Origin of the sequence: Pedobacter sp. HMWF019, from assembly GCF_003061025.1 — a bacterium.
Taxonomy (GTDB): domain Bacteria; phylum Bacteroidota; class Bacteroidia; order Sphingobacteriales; family Sphingobacteriaceae; genus Pedobacter.
In genome coordinates this window covers 1-13866 of the sequence record NZ_QAIL01000071.1, presented here as the reverse complement: position 1 = coordinate 13866, position 13866 = coordinate 1, and the positions used below count along the sequence as shown (strand labels likewise).

General features: G+C 40.6%; 14 protein-coding genes. 2 read left to right on the top strand and 12 right to left on the bottom strand.

Features of this window, described 5'->3' with window-relative positions; all coding sequences use genetic code 11:
* Nucleotides 1–517: 517 nt before the first annotated feature.
* On the bottom strand, nt 518–898 hold the full coding sequence (locus DBR11_RS04565; protein ID WP_108550429.1) for an RNA-binding protein: 381 nt from the start codon (nt 896–898) through the stop codon (nt 518–520).
* 147 nt (nt 899–1045) lie between these two features.
* Complete coding sequence (locus DBR11_RS04560; RefSeq protein ID WP_108550428.1) at nt 1046–1495, bottom strand: VOC family protein; 450 nt, start codon at nt 1493–1495, stop codon at nt 1046–1048.
* A 162-nt stretch (nt 1496–1657) separates the two neighbouring features.
* Here DBR11_RS04560 and DBR11_RS04555 point away from each other — a divergent pair, with 162 nt between their 5' ends.
* Nucleotides 1658–2143 carry a Crp/Fnr family transcriptional regulator gene (locus DBR11_RS04555; protein WP_108550427.1) on the top strand — a complete coding sequence of 162 codons (486 nt, stop codon included), beginning with the start codon at nt 1658–1660 and terminating at the stop codon, nt 2141–2143.
* Between the two features lie 67 nt (nt 2144–2210).
* Here DBR11_RS04555 and DBR11_RS04550 read toward each other — a convergent pair whose 3' ends face one another.
* The 8 genes from DBR11_RS04550 to DBR11_RS04515 form a co-directional block, all read right to left on the bottom strand.
* Entirely contained in the window at nt 2211–2870 is a 660-nt protein-coding gene (locus DBR11_RS04550; protein ID WP_108550426.1) for an NAD(P)-dependent oxidoreductase, read from the bottom strand.
* Between the two features lie 8 nt (nt 2871–2878).
* A complete protein-coding gene (locus DBR11_RS04545) occupies nt 2879–3706 on the bottom strand; it encodes an SDR family NAD(P)-dependent oxidoreductase (RefSeq protein ID WP_108550425.1) in 828 nt (275 codons plus the stop codon).
* Nucleotides 3707–3764: 58 nt separating this feature from the next.
* Nucleotides 3765–4808 (bottom strand): helix-turn-helix transcriptional regulator, encoded by a 1044-nt coding sequence (locus tag DBR11_RS04540; protein WP_146186462.1) that lies wholly within the window; start codon nt 4806–4808, stop codon nt 3765–3767.
* A gap of 114 nt (nt 4809–4922) precedes the next feature.
* A complete protein-coding gene (locus tag DBR11_RS04535; RefSeq protein WP_108550423.1) occupies nt 4923–7133 on the bottom strand; it encodes a TonB-dependent receptor domain-containing protein in 2211 nt (736 codons plus the stop codon).
* Between the two features lie 17 nt (nt 7134–7150).
* The gene (locus tag DBR11_RS04530) at nt 7151–8461 is read right to left on the bottom strand and encodes an HTTM domain-containing protein (RefSeq protein WP_108550422.1); all 1311 of its coding nucleotides are present in this window, start codon (nt 8459–8461) and stop codon (nt 7151–7153) included.
* Complete coding sequence (locus DBR11_RS04525) at nt 8448–9569, bottom strand: imelysin family protein (RefSeq protein WP_158275207.1); 1122 nt, start codon at nt 9567–9569, stop codon at nt 8448–8450. Before DBR11_RS04525 ends, DBR11_RS04530 begins: the two co-directional genes overlap by 14 nt.
* Before the next feature lie 84 nt (nt 9570–9653).
* Complete coding sequence (locus tag DBR11_RS04520) at nt 9654–10700, bottom strand: DUF4856 domain-containing protein (protein ID WP_108550420.1); 1047 nt, start codon at nt 10698–10700, stop codon at nt 9654–9656.
* Nucleotides 10701–10795: 95 nt separating this feature from the next.
* Complete coding sequence (locus DBR11_RS04515) at nt 10796–11434, bottom strand: response regulator transcription factor (RefSeq protein WP_158275206.1); 639 nt, start codon at nt 11432–11434, stop codon at nt 10796–10798.
* A 63-nt stretch (nt 11435–11497) separates the two neighbouring features.
* Between DBR11_RS04515 and DBR11_RS29360 the strand changes: the two genes are divergently transcribed.
* Complete coding sequence (locus DBR11_RS29360; RefSeq protein ID WP_146186460.1) at nt 11498–11746, top strand: hypothetical protein; 249 nt, start codon at nt 11498–11500, stop codon at nt 11744–11746.
* 102 nt (nt 11747–11848) lie between these two features.
* Here DBR11_RS29360 and DBR11_RS04510 read toward each other — a convergent pair whose 3' ends face one another.
* Nucleotides 11849–12862, bottom strand: a complete 1014-nt coding sequence (locus DBR11_RS04510) for a hypothetical protein (protein ID WP_108550418.1) — start codon at nt 12860–12862, stop codon at nt 11849–11851.
* 141 nt (nt 12863–13003) lie between these two features.
* Complete coding sequence (locus tag DBR11_RS04505; protein WP_233260646.1) at nt 13004–13690, bottom strand: type 1 glutamine amidotransferase domain-containing protein; 687 nt, start codon at nt 13688–13690, stop codon at nt 13004–13006.
* Nucleotides 13691–13866 lie beyond the last annotated feature (176 nt).

Below are 13866 nucleotides of genomic sequence, written 5' to 3'. Positions count from 1 at the left end.
CTCGTATATAAAGACGCTAAACATAGCAGAATATTGTATCACATATAAAATTATTTATAATTCTTTAGAATGCTGTTCAATCAATGCCGCCGTCTTTGGATTAAAGGTCGTTAGATCTGTTCCCGACTTGTAAAAAATCCAGATCGGCAGTTTTTATAAAGAATTTACGACACGCTTTAGTTTTCTCTGCTACAACATGGCCAGCTGTCACAGAAGATAACCCGGACTGCCTTCTGACTTTTTAAATGAAATTCAATTTTTTGTATCCTTATTCAGATAATCGTATTCCCCTTGGGATAGGCGCAAAATCAGCCTTTGCATTTGCCGTTTGTTCGCCCTGGCAACATGATTATCAGAACCGTTTAGCAGTAATGTATCTAATGATTTCTATGATACCACATTAATTCCCCCGGTTTGCACCCAATTAAAAATATGATTTACTGAGCGAACATCAGGACCTGTAAGGTCCAGAGAGATCAGAAAACATATTTTTCACAATAACAAACCCAGGGAAAAACTATTTATCAGCTCTAAAAACATTAGATACCAATTTTCTCGGCCGCTTACCCTTGATCTCTCCCACCATACTGTCACCAGTACGATCCACTATTCCAGGAAACCGGTTTTCTTTAAATACTCTAGGTCTTTGTTCCCGATTTTCATCAGCAAGCTTTACCGTTATCTTCCGTCCCTTCAGCACGATACCATTTAACGCAGCAATAGCCCGCTCAGCCCCAGCCTGATCCACCATCTCAACAAACCCAAAACCTTTAGGACTATGCGTTACCCTATCGGTCAATAAATGAATACTATGTACCATTCCATGGATACTAAAGAGCTCAATTACATCCGCCTCCTGGATATCCAACGGATAACCAACTACAAATAATTTAATCATGATTTTATTTAGGCCTCAAAGTTAACAAATTAAGAACTACCGACAAACTTTGAATCACCGCCATCGTTGGTCTGCACCCAAAAAATGCTTTTTTACCCACCCCTATTCCTTGCAATTTTGTCGAAATCCTTAATTAGATATAAAGAATTAATTACCGAGTTGTTGAGCTAAACCGACTAAAATTCCTTCAGTTCCGCGAATATAGCAGAGCCGGTACGAATCTCCGTACTGAACCACATCACCAACAAGTTCAGCACCATGCTTTATAAGCCTGGATACCAGCTCATCAATATCCTCAACAGCAAACATAACCCGTAGATAACCTAGAGCATTCACAGGAGCCTTCCTATGATCTGAGATAACAGCCGGACTGAGAAACCGCGAAAGTTCAATCCGGCTATGTCCATCCGGGGTAACCATCATAGCAATCTCCACGCACTGAGCGTCAAGTCCAGTAACACGACCAGCCCATTCTCCTTCAACCATTGCCCGTCCTTCAAGCTTCAGACCTATCTCCGTGAAAAAAGATATAGCATCATCGAGGGACTCTACAACGATGCCAACATTGTCCATTCGCAGTAATCTATTTTTCGCCATATGTATTAAAGTTACGAATACTCCCCCAAAAAACCACACGTGCTACTCCATCAGCATTTCTAAATAACCAATAGCTACCTATAGCTATTTTATCGCTCAATAAATTCAGTTAGATTTATCCCATACCACCCCACCAAATCTGCCATCAAATAGTAAATCAATATGGAAGAAAAGTTATCCAAAAACGGTAACGCCTCAAATCCATCACATCTATTAATTGATGTCTTTTCAGCTTACCACCCACTCAGCCAAAAATTAAAAGCCGAATTAAGCCAACGATTAAAAACCAAAGAACTCCGAAAAGACCAATACCTCATCCAACAAAACCAATACTGTAAACACTTCTACTTCCTCATACAAGGTATCCTCATATCCACCACCAACAGAAGCAACAAGCAAATCACCAATTACATCATCGCTGACGGCAACTTTGTAACCTCCATAACCGGACTGTACGGACACAACCCCTCCGACGACAGAATATTTGCCATAGAAAATGCCCTTTTAGTCAGTCTAAGGGCAAAAGACATGCTCTATTTCTACGATAAATACCCAGAAATGAACATCATTATGCGCCGCATCATGGAACGCTGTTTCCAGGAAGCCCATGAACGCTCAACAATGATCCGGCTAGGCACCGCCAAATAAAAATACCTATACCTCCAGGAATACATGCCAGAACACATCAACCGCATTCCCCTTGCCCACCAAGCAATTATACCTCTGACAACATGGGCATTTTGTAAAAATAAGACTCACCGTATAAATTATCAATAAAGAATTTAGCCAGCAATTTGCGACTCATCTGGAACGGCCTAGGCGTATGATCATAAGTAACAGCTAACGTTCCCCTAATCTCATTTTCATTCAGTCCCACCGGCCTTACAATGGTCCAGTTTGTTCCAGATGCTTGAATTAAACGCTCTTGTGCGTTATGATCATCAAATATAACTTTGAAATTCGTTAACTTAACCAGTAGCTTCACATACCACGGCGCATATTTCCAGGAATTTCCTACACCCACAGATGATAAAATTAAAATACGTTTAACCCCATATTCATTCATCACCTGCAACACATTAGCCATGCTTTTTTCTAGGACACGAGGTGCCTTTATCTTCCTAAAAGAAATCGCTTCTCCCCTGGTTAAAGGGCTTAACAAACTAAGAACAGCATCACAGCCATCTAAAGCTCTTCGAACATCATCAATATCCGTAGGAAGACCTGTTACAATCGTCAAACCATCAGACTTAACCCTGATCTTGGCCGGATCTCTAACCATGGCAACTACCTGGTAACCTTTCTCCAAGGCAAATGCGATCGCATGTTTGCCTGTCCTCCCGGTAGCGCCCAATATTAACACCTTTTTTGACATGATCCTTTTTATGCGTTCAAATTTCCAATCTTAAGACTTTCATCCCAAAGCTTTAATGCAACAGCCGCATCCAAAACTATTTCTTCTTTTATTGAGGGTTTTGCAACCTCTGGATAAAAATAGCCAGAGTCCTTTGCATCAGTTTCAGCTAAGGCAATAACATTGACAACGGCTTTTTCAATACTGTTAGCCAATATAGGCCCTAAAATAAGAAATACTATTTTCATCACGCCTTTTACATTTCTATCAATACCGGTTTTCACCATTCCCGCATTCACAACATTAATCGGTATGGAGCCGTATCGTTTACTGAATTCCTGGGCATGCATGTGAATAGCAAGCTGATTTTGCCCTATACTCTTAAACAAAGAATAATTCGTTTTCATATGCAAATCATCGAAATTAATAGCAGCACCTCTCCTAAGCGGGCCACCTACGATAATTATTTTGCCCCGGCCAAGCTTCAGTTCATCCAGCAATAAATGATCCAGCATAAATTTACACAGGTAGTTCACTGCAAAGCTTCCATAAAGCCCATCTTTGGTCTCACACCTTTGAGAATTCAATACACCGGTAGCTTGAATGAATAGATCTATTTTACTGGTTAGCTGCTTTATCGCTGCGGCAAGTTTTTTAATTCCTGATACAGTAGAAACATCAGCAGCAATAAACCTTGCCGTACTGCCGTTCATTTTTGAAAGCTCCTCGGCAATTTTCTTGCCTTTCTTCTCATCACGGCCCTGGAAAATGATATCATTGCCCTGTTTAGCAAGAGCTACCGCAACAGCATGCCCAATGCCTCCAGTTCCACCTGTAATTACAATTGTCTTTTTCATAACGATTTATTCCCATCAAAGATCGACCTCAGTTTCCATTATGAATAGCCCTCAGCGGTTAAACAATAGCCCGATCAGGTAATAAAGTTTGATGTGGAAGATAGCCAAACTGCTTTTTATAAGCCTTTGAAAACTTACTCAGGTTATTGTAACCTATCTTTAAACCAACCTCTCCAATAGTAAGCTTCCGCTCTTCAATCAAATGGCGTGCATAAGTCAACCGGTGGTGCTGATAATATTCAAAAACAGGCATACCGAACACTGAACTGAAAAGCGTTTTTAATTTAGAAGAGCTCATCGCGGCTTGTTTTGCCAGAACATCAACAGTGGGATAATTCATTTCTCTATGGTCCAGCAATTGCTCCCTTACCCTAAAAATAGCTTCAATATCACTTTGATTTTTAAGAGACAAATTTGTGCGCCTACGTTGATCAAAAGCAGGAAAGAGTTGACTAAGCATATCAAATGCTATTGCCTTCATCTGCAAACGCACAGGGCTTACATCTGCTTTAAGCGTAAATAAATTTAATGCCGACTGCAGAATTGCTGGTGTAACATTTTTAAACCTAAAAAGTGGCACATCGAATAACTGTTTCTCCGAAAATATCGAATCAGACGGAAACGTTTGCTTAAGCCAGTCGGCGTGTATAGCAAAGGAAACGACCTTAAAGCGTTGCTGAACCTTGAAAAATGAACTTAATTTCAGATGGGAGTTGTAAAGCAGAACACCAGGACTTGTTATCTGATAATACTCGAAACCAGATTTAGCAGCCGTAGTGAAATGGTGATCGGGAAGATATAATTTCATAAACAAGTAATCCGTCGGCACATATTGCATCAACTTTCGCATACCCAAATTTGATTCCGTCTCTGTTAAAATCATGATAAGGCCTTCTTCCAAAGGAAATAAACTGATTGAACCCTCATCAGCAGACCCGTTTAGAACTAGAGTATTATTGTCTATCGTAGCGCCAATTTGCGTGGCAACATATTCAAGCCATTGCACCGGATTGTCAGATGGAGAATAAATCATAATCAAAGATACGTAGCCACCACCATCCCAGGATACCATTCCCAACAAAAAAACTGCATCACTTTTCACACAATTTCACCAGGAAACACACTCGCCCTCAAGTCCCCCCATCCTCACTCCCAAAAAGCACCCTTCGTACTAATCAACCCAACCTACAACGATTCAATGCCTTTGACACACCCATTAAAGTTTTACTTGCAAAGTCAAAAAGAAACTTCTCGCATCTGCAGGAATAATCCCAGGACCAGGATAACTCTCTGCCCTTCTCGTAAAATACCGCTTATCCATCAGATTATTCACAGACCCAGACAAAGAAAACACCTTGCTTAACTTATACTCCGCAGAAAAATCCATCACCGTATACGCCGGAATGATCCCATCAATTGCATTTTGAGTAAACACGGCATTAGATGCATCTGTAAACTGTTCACTCGTATAAGCCAATTGGTAACTCGCTGAAAACTTACGGTACTTAAAAGATAATCCCGTCTTAAAAATCACATCTGGTGCAAGCTCAACCTTATTATGATCATAAGCATGCTTAATCGTACTTGTATAACGCGCTCTGATCAAAGCCAGGTTAGAGAAAACCGAAACCCTCATATCCTTTGCAGCTGGATTGATAAAATGAAACAGTTCCAGTTCAGCAAAGGATTCCATGCCTATATTCTGCGAACGGCCTATATTGGTGCGAAAACGATACGTATTAAAATCAGCATACGCCGTATCAATAGACCCGATCCTGTTGTTGTAATGGATCATAAACACACTGATGTCGTAATTAAACACAGACGAGATATTACCTCTCATCCCAAAATCAGCAGAATAACCCGTTTCATCCTTTAAGTTCGGGTCCACCTGTAAACCTTTAATGCTAGAGTTTAAATCATTGAAATTAATCCCCCGGTAATTCTGAGAAATATTGCCATAGAACTGCATGGCCTCATTTTGATAATAGCTCAAGCCCAAGCCCGCAATCACAAAATGCCTGCTGCTGTTCTTTACATCCGTACTGTCTTTTTTGTAAATCACATTACCCGCCTTGTCCGTATTTAAATAAGTATAGGTACCATTGGCCTTTGTAATGATATTTTCCACCCTAACCCCAGGAATGATACTGAATTTAGGTGTGATGTGAAAGATGTTCTCTGCAAAAAAAGCTAAGTTCTCATTCGGAAAAACATAATGCGAATAGGCATTAACATCCTTATCCGAGCTGCCATACTCAAAATCAGTATCATGCCCTGTGGAACCGTTATTGCCTAAACCCTGTTCACGATTGGTATGTCCGTGATAATACCTTACACCAACCAATAAATTTTGCTGGTTACCGCCAATAGTGTAGTTATACAATAAACGGCTTTCGTTTCCATAGTTCCTATACTTGTCTTTATACAAGTTCCTGTCCACTCCGTTGTCTATCCGGTTAATATAATCTAAAAAGCCAACCGCATCTCTTTCAGCCAGCAAACCAAAGAAGCGGGAATTGAAAGTTAAATGCTCATTGATCTGATAATCCAGTAAAAATGCCCCCAAATTCCAGTTCACTTTAAACCAGTTACGTGCACGATTGGACTGGCGCGGATCTTCTGCAAACTGGCTGTCCGTTAGGCCACCTGGCTGATGTGCCAAATAGTCCATATGGGTATATTGGAAAGTTAAGGCCAGTTTTTCATTAGCTTTATAAGTAACCGAGGCATACCCTGTGTTGGCATTAAATTTTGAATTCGGCCGCCAGCCATCACCTTGTTTATGCTGAACAAAAGCATAGTATTGCCATTTATCTTTCCTGCCTCCAACACTTGCCGAGGTATTCCAAAAGCCCCAGGAACCAACAGTTTCTCTCGCCATAACCTCAAAAGGCTTATTTAAAACACCTTCCTTCAGTTTAAAATTGATCAAACCGCCAAATTGGGTACCATATTGAAGCGATGCCGCACCACGTAAAATCTCAATCCGGTCTACGAGCTCTGCAGGAGGGGTATAATAACTTTCAGGGTACCCTAAGGCATCGGCACTAATGTCGTAACCATTTTGCCGGGTGTTGAAATTAGTAACCCTGTTGGGATTCAATCCCCTTCCCCCTATACCTAATTGAAGACCTGCACCATCACTTTCCCAAATATTCAGTCCGGCCACTTTACTGTAAATCTGCCTGCTGTTGTTTGTCGCCGTATTTACGGTCATATCCCCTAACACAACCACTTCACTTTTCTTCCCCGCATTAATATTCGTTCCTTCTACAGCTCTTAAACGGGTTACACCGAAAGTTTTAACCGTATCCTTTTTAATGATCACGTTCTTTAAATGTTTTACTGTATCCGTTTGCTGTGCATGCGCATTTAAACCATAGAAGCTGAAGTTGAGTAAAAGGAGTATAAGGGTTCTTTTCATTTGAGGATATATAAATTCTATTTAGAAGATGGATCAAAAGGCAGAATCCATTTTTTGGGTTTGAAGTTTTCTTCTTCTTTGGCCAGGTTTACTTTGGGGTCTATATAGGACCGGCTACCACTTCCATTTAAGGTCACATAGCTTTGCACCGTCACCACTGGATCTTTGATTCCTTTCTTTTGATATTCTGAAGCCAGGAAATGGGCATATTGGAGGATCATATCCGGCTGGGTGGCCATCATAGTTTCCTGAAAATTGGTTAAATACTGGCTGTTATTGATCTCTGTTGTTCTACCTGTCGCAGGATCCGTGACATGGAAAAAAGCTGTGCCACCTTTCTCCATCAGCATCACCCTCCAGGAAAAACGATAACCCTCTTCCGTCCAGTAAAGTTTCCCTGGATAAAATAGAAAACGAAATGGCAAGAGCAACTGAACAGTGAAATGAATCACCAAAATGGCGTAAATAAATTTTATTCCTGGTCCTGTAACTTTATAGAGCCTTTCCTCCTCTTTTTGAAAAACAGACCATTCAGGAAAGAATACTAAAGTCACAAAAATCATAATATAAGGAAACATCCCGATCTTAAAAAACCAGCCCGTAACAAGGTGAAACACCACCACCATCACATATGCAGGTTTCCGGGTTCTCTTGTCCAGCAGGAAAAATCCAATCAATAGATCAAATAACATCCCAAACCAGCTGAATACATAAGCTATCCAGGTTTGAGTAAGCAGCCCTCCGATCAGGAACAGATGGCTGCTAGCTGGCAACCAAATCTTTAAAGGCATTGCAGCAATAAGCCAGTCGTAATTCAATTTAGATACACCTGCATAGAAATACACAAGAACCAATTGCAGTTTAAAGATATCGATCATCCAGCGCGGTATCTTCGTTACTTTAAGGCTTGGTTTTCTAAGAACATCCAAAGAAAAATAACGATGAGCAGGAACCAGCAACATCAAAAAGGCCATCACACTCACAAAATAGTAATGGTTGAGGTAGGTCGTTTTGTCCAACAGTTCCACATAGGTAAAGCTGAGAAAGAAAACCAGCATAGCGATTCTGTAAAACAAACCCAACATGACCAGTAAAGCAGCAAAAGCCATGACTCCAAAAAGCACATACATTCCCGTGGCACCAAAAGGTCTGACCCAGCCAAAGCCATAAAAAGTAAAATGAAAAGCCGGGCGGATGTAAAAAGCATCCACCCAGCCCCGCAGCACAAATCTTATCGTACTCACCAGCATAATAAAGCCAAAAGCAATCCTTAAAACTACTAAAGGCGCAATATGCACCGGTTTCCACAAGTGTTTAATCACCATCATTGTCTCCGTAGGTAATTAAAATACCCAATGAAGAAGTCATATCAGTTTTGAGCAGCACCGTTAGCTTTTGCAGCTCGGTATAGGCAGCTGTAACTGCAGCTGGGTTCGTTTTAATCTGATCAGACAGCGGATCCGTCAAAGTTTGAAGTTTAGCCGTTGCCGTTGAAAACTGGTTCTTGATTGCATCATTTAAAGAACCACCTAAATATTTTGCATTTGCTTTAACAAGGTAGTCATCAAAACCTAAGCCATCTCCAGCGCTACTTTTACCCAAATAAATATTCTGGATGGCCTGAAGATGAAGTAAAGCCAGTTGCACGGAGATTTTGGAGTAATAGGCCTGTACTTTTGTTGGAAAGGTAGTTCCCATGGATTGGGTGCCTGCTGGAATACCAACTTCAAAATTCTTTAAGATCTCAAAATCATACACCAATTGGTTCAACAACTGCCCTACCGAACTTCCAACATCTGTTCCTGAAGCATTCACAAAAGTGCTTTGATAAGCGGAGCTCCAACCCGCAGAAACAGTTGCTGCCTCAGTTTTGAGTTCAGTGGATAAAGCAGCCAGGTATTTTTTTCTTTTGGTAGCATTAGGGTCAGTAGTATATTGACTTAGAATCGACGCATTGTCAATCCCAACACCAAAAATGAGATAATCAATGGCCGGAAGCCCTTTAGCCGCCAGATTGGCTAAAAGTTGCGGGTTGTAGGTATCTGCTTTGATGTTGGCGTTGATCTGGTCAATATTTGCTGGATAAGTATTTACGTTTACTCCCAGGTTGATTTGCGCTGCAGGGCCGAACTCAAATGCCGATGTAGATTGCCATTGCTTATAAGCAATCACAAAAGCATTTTGTAAAGCCATCAACTTAGCCACATCTGGTGCTCCAATAAAAGCCGAAACAGCCAAATCCAAATCACTCGTATTCTGCTTGAATGCCGTATAAGCAGGAACAATGATATTAGCGCTCACATTGGTCAACATTGCTTTCCTATCAAAAGCATTATCGTCGGTGGTTTGTGACCCCGACGACGATTTTTTGCAGGCCTGTATTCCTGCAAACACCGAAGCCGCTAGTACAGCGGCAAGTATATATTTACGTTTCATAGTTTTTATTTTTTCCGTCATCTCCACCAAAGGGAGAGACCTGTCGTTCACGGACAGCTCCCCCCTGTCAGAATAACAGACTGATTAAAGTATATCTTTTACATCCTCGAAATTATACTGCTTAGCAACAGCGTCTCTTATATTATTAACATCAGTCAGTGTCAAATCGTAAAAGCTCTTTGGAAACAGAGCCAATATCGCGTCAATCTGCGCATCAGTAATCTTTCTTTTTGGATTATACCTCAACGAATTCACAAAGCCATAACATTCAGACAACCTGCTGTTCCTGGTAATATTATCACTCATTGATTCTTTAATCTCCTGTACCTCCTGCAGCGCCGCAGCACCAGTCAAACGCTCAAAAGTTTGTAAGATAATCGCTGCCTGCTCATCTCTGGTTTTCGTATCCTTATTTGTAATTGCAGCTCTGCCCTTTAAAAAAGCATCCATCAGAATTTTATTGGCGTGATAGCCCGCATCCACTTGCGTCGTATAACTTCCCCATAACTTCGCTCCAGTTTTATTGGTTGGAAAATCGATGGGTACCCCCCAGTAACCAAAAGCCAAATCCCAGTTGTGTTCAGAAATATCACCAGAAGCCATAGTAGTTACAATCTGGTAACAGATCAAACCACCCATAATACTCTTATTAAATACTTGAGCATAATTTACGCCCAACCCAGTCAATGCATACTTCGAAGCCGCATTGGCCGAACTCGCGCCAACACCCGCCACACCCCTACTCGCTGGTTGACTGGATTGGCTCACTTTAACCAAACTATCAATAAATTTTGGCACATCTGTTTGCAGCAACAAAAAGCATTGGTTTTTAATCTGTAAACCAGACGTATTATACCCTGCTGTTGCAAAGGTCGCATTCGAATTCACAAACATGTCATTAAGCTTTTGGCCATCCAATACACCTGTAAGCGCATTTTTCATAAGATTGGACATTTCCGTTACCATACCTAAACGCGTCGTTGCGTCGGCAAAATTAGCTCCCGCAAAATTGTAGGTCGTTGGAACGGTATAATTAGGTACCGTATCTGCTGGACTGTCTGATTTTTTACAACCTGCTACAAGCAGAGCGACCGCAATGGATAAACCAATTGCCTGACCTATTTTCTTCATATTGATGCTGTTAGAATTTGTTTTTTTCACAGTTCAAAATTAGAACCAGCAGCAACGATAGACAATACCTCCGCGGGGGTATATTTATAATTAATCTAAATAAAGAAGTCGTTTAAATATCCGATAATCAAGATCAGTTCGGACGCATGTTTAAAGGTAAAACCGAGCTTCTTAATAATGTTCTTACGATGGGTTTTCACGGTATGAATACTCAAAAATAGCTTTTCAGCAATATCTTTGTTGCCCATTCCAGTGGCAATGAGCTCAATGATTTCTTTCTCCCTCAAAGATAACATCCGCACTGCTTCTGCTTTATCTGCGATAGGATCTGGACCAAAAAGAATATTCAATATCTTTTTGCAATAGTACTTCTCTCCATTAGCAGTAGCAAATACAGCCTCCAGAAATTCATCCCTGCTGCATCCTTTGCTAATATAGTTGTTAATCCCCTGGTCAATGACCTGCATAATTTCGTGTTTGTGAACATTATTAGACAACACCAGAATGCACAGCGATTTATATTTCTCCTTAACCTTTTTAATCGCAGTGAGATTAGAATTGGGTTCCGGTTCGTGGCTTATAATGATGAGTTGCGGTTGGACATGGGAAAGATACGCTTCAAGATCTTCAGGCCCACACTTTCCGACAATATGAATGGAATTAACATCTGTTAAGAATGTTATGATCCCCTGCTGCGTAAGAGGCTGATTATCGGCGATTAAAATGTTGATCACTGGCTGCAAATGTAGTTATTAAGTTTAATTCTAAACAAGAATACGGAGTGAATTAATTTTTGGTTGCCTAGACAAAGAAATATTCATTCTTATTTAACCCTACAACCTTATCTCCACCTTCACCAGTCTGCATCCAAGAATGCCCTAAAGCTCAACGCCAATACACCAAGCCCTGAAACACTTAACCACGCCCGCATAGATGAATGGCAACTCTGCCGCGAAAGCACCAACAGCATAACCCTCGATACCTCCTTCGAGCTCTCCATCGCACCCGCAAAATCAAGAACCTCGAAGACCTCACCCTACTTATAACATACAACTCCAGCTAAACAAAAGCCATCCCAAGTTGTATCCAGCGGCCGTACTTAGGTATGGCCGCTTTTCGTTCACCTCTCCACCCTACCCGGTCTCCATTCAAAAAGCCCCCTCTATTTTCCGATAGTTTACTAAAAATGCCAATGTTGTGCAGAATAATACACTTGCCCACACACGTTCGATAATATAAAATTCAGTCTTTGTCATAAACAAAAGGCATAACAAGGGAAAACTTAACAAGGATACTACAAAACAAATACCACCAATGCCAGATATTAAATCTTTAACAAAGCCCGACAACCGACTTCCAATTACCCCGAAAACAACACCCAAAATGGGCATACCAAAAAAGATAAAAAGAACGAATGCCGTACTTATTTCCATATGCTGTTTAACCGGCGCAAAAAGTAAAAAATAATTTACAGCGAGGTACATCAAGATAAAATAAGGCATTAGGTATTTAAAAACCTTGAACGATTTTTTTGTTTTATCTTCAAAATCTGGCGTGGCAATAACCAATGGCTGGTTGCCATGTTCTTTCAATTCGAACTGATAGTTACTGTTTTTAATGGCATACCCCAAGACGCTTATCAAATCGCCGTTTTTAAGAGTTCTTTCGGTATAGCGAATATCATCTACCGCATATTTAATACTATGTATAATAGCTGATTTGGCTGGCAAAAGGGCAAGATTAAGGCTACTTAGAATTACTTTTATTTTGCCCGTTGCATTGGTTAAATAAAAATCCTGAAACTCTTCTTCTATAATTACGCTGCCCTCACGTTCGGTATTATCTTCACTATCATGCCAAATATTTGCTTTTCTATAAGTATAAGCAATACATTCCTGCTTAAAATAAGGCGTTTCAAAAGTTTTTGATGCACTTACTGTTCCCTCTATTTTAACCCAGCCCTCCGCAATCTGGTAAATGGGTGTTGTAGCTGTTTTAATTAATTTGCGCTGAGTTTTAGTTACGTACCATACCAAAAGCCCAACAATAATTGGAAACAATGGAACCAGAATCCGACTAAATGACAAGCCTGTATACAGCGCTATACCCAGCCCAATAAACACTAAAACACCTGTTTTTAAACCAATGGTTTTAATTTGCATTAAGTTGTAGTCTATTTTAATACCTCAATAAGATTTTATTAAAATCAATGTAACAAAATATCCCTATCAATTTAATCAAAATTACTTGGCAATCTTTTTTCTTCATCAAAATCGACATACTCTAGCAAAATCACCACCACCCTATCCATTTTCCAAAACCTCAATTAAAGCCTTAGCAACCGGGCCAGCAGACAAAGGATTCTGACCAGTAATTAAAAGCCCATCAGTTTCCACATGAGAAAAAAACGGAACCAACGCAGACTTAAAATCAGCACCAAGAGCAATCAATTTATCTTCCAGCTTAAAAGGAATATGATCCGCTCTACCCACCAAAGTCTCCTCCGCATTAGTAAAACCAGTCAACCTTTTACCCGACAATAAACCCGGAACCAACTCAGCTGCCTTTACTAAAGCCGCTGGACCATGACAAACAGCAGCGACCGGTTTGTTTGCATTAAAAAACTCCAGAATTAGCTTCCCGCTCAATTCATCAAGAGCCAAATCCCAAAGCGGGCCGTGACCACCGGGAAAAAACACCGCATCAAAATTGCTGGCAGATAAGCCAACCAACTTATGGGTATGGGCAAAAGCCTGCTGGGCAAGCTCATCCTCAGTAAACCTCCGGTTTGAACCAGTAATATGCTCCGTCAATTCACTCATAACATCCACAGGCGGCATTCCACCCAAAGGACTGGCTAAAGTAACCTGGTAACCCTGATCTATAAATTCATAATAAGGATCAGTAAATTCACCAAGCCAAACACCAGTTTTACTGTCTGTATTTTCCATCTGCTGATGGGAAGTCAAGATCATCAATATCCGTTTCATAGAAATAAGTTTTAGCAGGAACAATTACCTATCAAACACATTCCGCCCTAAAAAGTTCGACGCGAGAGATAAACAGCCCGATCTCTTTACATGTTAATAAATTTTCAACTCCCCACCATACCCTTATACCCCCAAAATAGGATCTAACATGCCGGAGACAGCCAATCGTAAACGAA

Bases quoted from the DNA above. Each gene is read 5' to 3' on its own strand.
- DBR11_RS04565 (WP_108550429.1), bottom strand. From the start codon at position 898: ATGATTAAATTATTTGTAGTTGGTTATCCGTTGGATATCCAGGAGGCG.
- DBR11_RS04560 (WP_108550428.1), bottom strand. From the start codon at position 1,495: ATGGCGAAAAATAGATTACTGCGAATGGACAATGTTGGCATCGTTGTA.
- DBR11_RS04555 (WP_108550427.1), top strand. From the start codon at position 1,658: ATGGAAGAAAAGTTATCCAAAAACGGTAACGCCTCAAATCCATCACAT.
- DBR11_RS04550 (WP_108550426.1), bottom strand. From the start codon at position 2,870: ATGTCAAAAAAGGTGTTAATATTGGGCGCTACCGGGAGGACAGGCAAA.
- DBR11_RS04545 (WP_108550425.1), bottom strand. From the start codon at position 3,706: ATGAAAAAGACAATTGTAATTACAGGTGGAACTGGAGGCATTGGGCAT.
- DBR11_RS04535 (WP_108550423.1), bottom strand. From the start codon at position 7,133: ATGAAAAGAACCCTTATACTCCTTTTACTCAACTTCAGCTTCTATGGT.
- DBR11_RS04530 (WP_108550422.1), bottom strand. From the start codon at position 8,461: ATGATGGTGATTAAACACTTGTGGAAACCGGTGCATATTGCGCCTTTA.
- DBR11_RS04525 (WP_158275207.1), bottom strand. From the start codon at position 9,569: ATGAAACGTAAATATATACTTGCCGCTGTACTAGCGGCTTCGGTGTTT.
- DBR11_RS04520 (WP_108550420.1), bottom strand. From the start codon at position 10,700: ATGAAGAAAATAGGTCAGGCAATTGGTTTATCCATTGCGGTCGCTCTG.
- DBR11_RS04510 (WP_108550418.1), bottom strand. From the start codon at position 12,862: ATGCAAATTAAAACCATTGGTTTAAAAACAGGTGTTTTAGTGTTTATT.
- DBR11_RS04505 (WP_233260646.1), bottom strand. From the start codon at position 13,690: ATGAAACGGATATTGATGATCTTGACTTCCCATCAGCAGATGGAAAAT.